7 protein-coding genes are annotated in these 6,023 nt (G+C 69.7%); 3 read left to right on the top strand and 4 right to left on the bottom strand.

Annotated features, from left to right (window positions below; genetic code table 11):
* Positions 1-567: sensor histidine kinase (locus tag VF794_RS17905; protein ID WP_331111997.1), on the top strand; the 567-nt coding region annotated here is incomplete at its 5' end.
* Positions 564-1,304 carry a response regulator transcription factor gene (locus VF794_RS17900; protein ID WP_331111999.1) on the top strand — a complete coding sequence of 247 codons (741 nt, stop codon included), beginning with the start codon at positions 564-566 and terminating at the stop codon, positions 1,302-1,304. The genes VF794_RS17905 and VF794_RS17900, both read left to right, overlap by 4 nt.
* Positions 1,305-1,316: 12 nt before the next feature.
* Here VF794_RS17900 and VF794_RS17895 read toward each other — a convergent pair whose 3' ends face one another.
* Positions 1,317-2,885, bottom strand: coding sequence for a hypothetical protein (locus tag VF794_RS17895; RefSeq protein WP_331111995.1), 1,569 nt, complete (start codon positions 2,883-2,885; stop codon positions 1,317-1,319).
* A gap of 50 nt (positions 2,886-2,935) precedes the next feature.
* Entirely contained in the window at positions 2,936-4,099 is a 1,164-nt protein-coding gene (locus VF794_RS17890; protein WP_331111993.1) for an AI-2E family transporter, read from the bottom strand.
* Between the two features lie 117 nt (positions 4,100-4,216).
* Here VF794_RS17890 and VF794_RS17885 point away from each other — a divergent pair, with 117 nt between their 5' ends.
* The gene (locus tag VF794_RS17885; RefSeq protein WP_331111991.1) at positions 4,217-4,714 is read left to right on the top strand and encodes a hypothetical protein; all 498 of its coding nucleotides are present in this window, start codon (positions 4,217-4,219) and stop codon (positions 4,712-4,714) included.
* Between the two features lie 42 nt (positions 4,715-4,756).
* Here the strand turns inward: VF794_RS17885 and VF794_RS17880 are convergent, their stop codons facing one another.
* Both VF794_RS17880 and VF794_RS17875 read right to left on the bottom strand, forming a co-directional pair.
* A complete protein-coding gene (locus VF794_RS17880; RefSeq protein ID WP_331111989.1) occupies positions 4,757-4,870 on the bottom strand; it encodes an aminopeptidase in 114 nt (37 codons plus the stop codon).
* Between the two features lie 39 nt (positions 4,871-4,909).
* Positions 4,910-6,023, bottom strand: a 1,114-nt coding sequence (locus VF794_RS17875; RefSeq protein WP_331111987.1) for a P1 family peptidase, incomplete at its 5' end; no start/stop codon positions are given.

Here is a 6,023-nt window from a genome sequence, read left to right as displayed (position 1 = left end):
CGGGAGATCCACGACGGCCTGGGCGCCTCGCTCTCCTCGATGATCATCCAGGCCGAGTTCATCCTCGGCATGGCCAAGGAGGACTCCCCGCTGCGCTCGGAGATCACCGAGCTGAAGGCCACGGCCGAGGAGTCCATCGAGGAGCTGCGGCGCAACCTCCAGATGATGCGCGAGGACTTCGAGCTGACGCAGGGGCTCGATGACTACGTGAAGACGTTCGGCCAGCGCACCCAGGTGGACATCCGCTTCGAGCGCACCGGCCTGCCGCGCAAGCTGAGCCCGGACGCCCAGCTGGCCCTCTTCCGCATCCTCCAGGAGTGCCTCTCCAACGCCGTCAAGCACGCCGAGCCCAGGCTGGTGCAGGTGAAGCTCGACTACGACCAGCACCGCGTCCAGCTCGTCATCCGCGACGACGGCAAGGGCTTCGATCCGCGCAAGACGCCTCGGGGCCACTACGGCCTGCTCAACATGCGCGAGCGCGCCATGAAGCTCGGTGGCGAACTCCTCGTGGACTCGGCGCCCGGCACCGGCACCCGCGTCTCCTTCTCCGTTCCCTCTCCCTCCTGACCCGAGCTCCCGTGGAAACCCTCCCGACGCCCGCCTCCCCCATCCGCGTCTTCGTGGTCGAGGATCAAACCAAGATCCTCAAGAACCAGCTCCGCCTGCTCGAGAGCAACCAGGACATCGAGATCATCGGCACCGCCCTGTCCGGCGAGGCCGCGCTCGAGGAGGTCGCCAAGAGCCTCCCGGACGTCATGCTCCTGGACCTGGGCCTGCCGCGCATGAGCGGCATCGACGTCACCCGCGAGGTCAAGGCGCGCTGGCCCCAGGTGGAGATCCTCATCTTCACCATCTTCGACGAGGAGGACAAAGTCCTCGAGGCGGTGAAGGCAGGGGCGTCGGGCTACCTGCTCAAGGGCACGCCCGCGGACAAGATCATCGAGGCCATCAAGGAAGTGCGTGCGGGCGGCACCGTCATCCAGCCCAACCTGGCGCGCCGGCTGCTGCGCCACTTCCGCGTGCCGGATGCGCCCGCCACGCCCGTGGCCGCCCCCGCCGCGGCGCCGACGCCCGCGCCCACCTCCGAGCAGATCGAGCCCCCGCACAAGCCGCTGTCGGACCGCGAGTCGGAGATCCTCCAGCTCATCGCCAAGGGCGTGTCCAACAGCGAGGCGGCCAAGCTGCTCGACCTGTCCAAGGCCACCATCCGCACCCACCTGGAGCACATCTACCGCAAGCTCGAGGTGACCAACCGCGTGGAGGCCGTCACGGAGGGCATCCGCAAGGGCCTCATCTCGGTCTGACGCGACGGCGCCTCACCAGGAGGCCGTCAGCCCCACGAGGAAGCTGGAGAAGGTGTCCTCGGCCACGCCGCGGGTGAGCCAGCCGCGCCGGGTGCCCTCCCCCGAGAAGCGATCCAGGTAGTGCTCCAACCGGAAGCGCGCGGAGTAGCCGAGCGGGCCCCAGATGTCTCCCGCCAGGCCCAGCTCCGCGGCCCAGCCGAGGCTCGACACCGACTCGCCGTAGTCGCGCACCTCGAAGACATGGGAGCCATCGTCGTCACCGCCGAGCGAGTTTCCGGGGTTCGGCCGGACGAAGAGCTGACCCCCGGCCTGGATGCGCACCGCCCGCATCAGCGGCGCCACCAGGTCCAACCCCACCGCGGGGAAGAAGCGGTGCGCCACCGGCAGCGGACTCTCCACCGCCTCGTCCACGGCGAAGGAGCGGCCGAGCGCCCCCAGCCGCATCGTCCCGTAACCCCACATCGGCTCGCCGCCCTTCCCCATGTCGAAGAAGAAGCGGTAGGCGAGCATGGCCCCATAGGCCGTGTCCGTCGCGTACACCTCGCGATCGGGCGTGGAGCCGGAGGGCGAGGTGATTCGAACCGTCGTCCGAGCGAAGCTCCGCTGGAAGTTCCCCGTGAGCCCCACGCCCCGCAGCCGCGACCGCCAGTGCAGCAGGGGAAAGACCTCCGCCTCCGCGGTGATCCCCGCGTAGGGCGCCGCCGCGCTGAAGTCCACGATGTCCCCCGTCTGCTGCTCCGGAAGCCGCGCGTCGTACGCCGCGCACGAGCCCACCTCCGGCCGCGCGCAGTACTTGCGCCACGTCACCGCCGCCCCGAGGAACACCTTCATCCCCGGGGGCAACCGATCCGCCGCGTCCCGCTCCGCCTCCGGCGTGCCCTTGGCCTCGGGGAACCCCCCGGCGCTGCCGGCGAGCTCCGTGGTGTACGTGTGCGACTCCTCGTCCAGCGCCGCCCACTCGGCGACGGGGCCCAGCTTCACCTCCGCCGGGCGATCAGCACGAGGCCGCGCCTCGGGCTCACGGGGCTCGGGCGCGGAGGCCACCACGGGCGCCACCGGCTCGGGCTCCGGCTGGGGCGCGGGAGCGGCCTCGGCCACGGGCTCGGCCGACGCGGGCTCCTCGGGCTGAGGCACGGGAGCGGGCCGATCAGCCTTCACCGCGGCGGCCACGGCCAGCGCGAGCTTCCGGGCCTCCCTCGGGGCCAGCAGCCCACGCTTCAGCGGGTACTCGCCGGACCACACCTCCTGACCATCCCGAGCGAGAAGCCGGGCCTCGAAGGTCCTGCCCGAAACCGAGCCCGTGAGGACGGCGTCCAGCTCGAGCTTCGGCGCCACGCGCACCACCGCCTCGGGCGCCACGGACGCGGGGCCGCGCAGCCCCAGCTTCCCGGCCGCCAGCGCATAGGCCGCGGGCGGCAGCACCCGCACCTCGCGCGTCTTGCGCAGCACCGCCGTCACCTGCGCGCGCAGCCGGTCCTTCTTGTCCCCTACGAGGCTGGAGACGGCCACGCGCTCGGCGAGCGCGACCCGGGAGGTGAGCAGCAACAACGCCAGACACAACCAGCGTCCAGAGGCCTTCATGAATGCCCGGCAGCCTCACCCACCGCGCGGGCCCTTGTCCAGGCTGGACGTCAGCCCTCGACGACCGAAGGTGCGGAGGCAACCATTGGTTGCGGCATGACCACCGGCTGCGGCGCGGGCACCTGCTGCACCGCCGGCTCGAGCGGAGCGGGCAGCTCCCGCGGGGCCGGACGCAGCCCCAGGAAGTCACGCCGGTAGATGCGCACCATGGCCATGAAGATGGAGGCGATGAGCGGCCCCACCAGCAGCCCCATCATCCCGAACACCGCCAGCCCGCCGAACATGGACAGGAAGACGAGCAGCGGGTGGAGCGCCATCTTCGAGCCGCACAGCTTCGGCCGCAGCACGTTGTCGATGCTGCTCACCACGAAGGCGCCCCAGGCCAGCAGGAAGATGCCCTCGTTCACCTTGTTGACCATCAGCAGCGCCACGCCAATGGGTCCCCACACGAGCGCCGTGCCGCCCACGGGCACCATCGCCACCAGCACCATGGCCGCGCCCCACACTCCCGCGTGCGGCACCTTCACCAGCATCAGCCCCACCGTCCCCAGCGCCCCCTGCACGAACGCGGTGATGGTGTTGCCGTAGACGATGGCGTGCGCCACGTCGGTGAACTCCTGGGCGAACGCCTGGATGTAGCGCTTGTCCAGCGGGATGAGCTGGGTGGCCTCGAACCACAGGCGGCGCCCATCGAGGAAGAAGTAGTACATGGCCACCGCCATCAGGAACAGGTCGATGACCAGTTCCGTGCCGGCCCCCAGCAGTCCCGTCGCGATGGTGGCCCCGTTGGCTACCACCCCCATCAGCACCTGCTCCGCCTGGGAGCCCTGCGCCGGCAGGGCCACGAAGCGCCGCAGCCCCCGGGGCAGACTCGCCACGAGTTGCTGGCGCAGATCCACATGGTCGAGCACATCCTGCGCGTGCTCCATCATCCCGAGCACCTCGCGCGCCACCAACCACCCCACCAGCGCCAGGGGCACCAGGATGAGCAGGAAGACGGCCAGCGTGGACAGGCCCGCGCACAGCGCCGGACAGGCGCGCAGTCGGGTGCGGAACAGGACATCCTGCAGCGGCCGGAACAGCACGACGAGGAAGCCGCCCAACAGCACCGGCATCAGGAAGGGAAGGAGGATCCTCGAGAAGAGAACCAATGCCAGGGCGAACAGCCCGGCGAAGATAAGATTGGACCACCGTTTCGTGTCGAGCCCCGTCACAACCCCACCCCCTCCACCCACCGATGCACGCGCACAACCCGCCCAGGACGCGACAGAACGTAGGAACTTCGCTTCCTCTCGGGAAGTCCGGGCCCCCCTCACCAAGGTAGATAATCCATGACTTCTGGACGCTTCTGGTTCCACACCTGTGCGCTCCCAGGCGTACTCGCGCTGCTTTCCGCCTCCACCGGATGCACCGGCGGCGGCGGCTCGCCCTGCTCCAACTGTCCTCCCATCGAAGGTCGCTATGCCCTCCAGTTGGAGGAGAGCGCCTTCCCGGAGGACTGCGGCGAGGTGGCGGTGGATCTGCCCGAGGGGCCGCTGGAGGTGAGCCGCCAGGGCAGCGACGTCACCGCCACGCTCAACGGCATGACGCTGCGCGGCACGCTCTATACGACCTACGACTTCAACCTGTTGGGAGTCGGCGCCGAGACGACGGATGGCGGCATCGGGGGACTCGAGTCAGCGAGTCTCTCCGGGCGCTACATCCCGGCCGTCGGAGATGGCGGCGTGCCTCGACTGAGGGGGGACTGGCAGGGGACCTACTCGGGCACCAGCGGGGGCGGCACCCGGTACTGCACGGTGACCCGCCCCTTCACGGCCCCCCGCCAGTAGGCGGGCGAGCATGCGCGCGGGGCGGGTCCAAGGTACCGGAAACTACTTCTTCGCGGCCTCGGCCTTGGCGGCGGCGGCCTTGCGCTTGAACTGGCGCTTCCACTTCGCCTTGATCTGGTGCTGCACGCGGCGGTGCTTGCTCTTGCTGCGGGCCATGTAGGTGTCTCCTGATGTAGGGAGGGTGACGAAAGGCGCCTAAGTACCAGAAGTTCCGCCGGAAGAGGAGTCCTCTATATCCTCCGGTGCCGGGCGTGTAGGGAATGGGATGCCTTCCGCCCCCCGGACTTCGGTGGGCAGCACGGCCCCGGCCCTCACCTCCCCCTCCTTGTTCACGTCGGCCGGCTTCTCGCGACCCACCGGGGCGCTCGTCTGCTGGGGGCGCTTCTTCACCGAGGCGAAGATGGGTCGGCAGGCGTTCACGAAGCGCCGCACCTCGTCCAGCGGGAGCGCCGGGACGTAGTTGTCGTTCACCCCCTTCATGGTGGTGGCCATGCACATGGAGTTGAGGATGGCTTCCTCCGTCGCCTCCATCACCGCCTCGTAGAGGGGGTCCAGGCGCTGATCCAGGAGGATCTTCAGCTTGTAGACCATCTTCTGGGTGCGCCGGGGGATGATGTTGGCGGTGGAGAAGCCCACGACGATCTCCCCCGAGCCGTGCGCCGCGTAGCTGCCCACCCGGCCGATGCCCAGCGACACGCGCTTGCACAAGCGGTTGATCTGATGGCTGAGCAGGGGGGCGTCCGTGGCCACCACGGCGATGATGGAGCCGTACGTCTGGCCGCGCCGGGGGGTGTCCTTGAACTTCTCGGCGAGCACCTCGCCCACGGGCAGACCGCCCACGCGCAGGTTGTGCATCTTGCCGAAGTTGGACATCACCAGCACGCCCAGGGTGTAGCCGCCGAGCGCCTCGGGCAGCTTGCGCGAGGCGGTGCCGATGCCGCCCTTGAAGTCGCACGTCACCATGCCGGTGCCGCCGCCCACGTTGCCCTCGGGCACGGGGCCGTCCGAGGCGTTGCGGATGGCCTCGAAGACGTGCTCGGCGCGCACGTGCCGGCCGGAGATGTCGTTGAGGTAGCTGTCGTCGCACTCGCCGACGATGGGGATGATGACGTCGTGCTCATCGCCGATGCCGGGGTACTGCTCCACCATGTGGCGGGCCAGGGCATCGGACGCCGCGCCCACGGACATGGTGTTGGTGAGGAGCATGGGCGTCTCCACCAGGCCCCACTCCATGAGCTGCGTCATGCCCGACACTTCACCGGCGCCGTTGAGGACGAAGCCGCCGCCCGTCATCCGGTCCATGAAGATG

Source organism: Archangium sp. (assembly GCF_036389735.1).
Taxonomy (GTDB): Bacteria; Myxococcota; Myxococcia; order Myxococcales; family Myxococcaceae; genus Archangium.
Note: the sequence above shows the minus strand (reverse complement) of the source record. Positions and strands in the feature narration are given on the sequence as shown.

Bases quoted from the DNA above. Each gene is read 5' to 3' on its own strand.
- VF794_RS17880 (WP_331111989.1), bottom strand. From the start codon at position 4,870: ATGGCCCGCAGCAAGAGCAAGCACCGCCGCGTGCAGCACCAGATCAAG.
- VF794_RS17895 (WP_331111995.1), bottom strand. From the start codon at position 2,885: ATGAAGGCCTCTGGACGCTGGTTGTGTCTGGCGTTGTTGCTGCTCACC.
- VF794_RS17885 (WP_331111991.1), top strand. From the start codon at position 4,217: ATGACTTCTGGACGCTTCTGGTTCCACACCTGTGCGCTCCCAGGCGTA.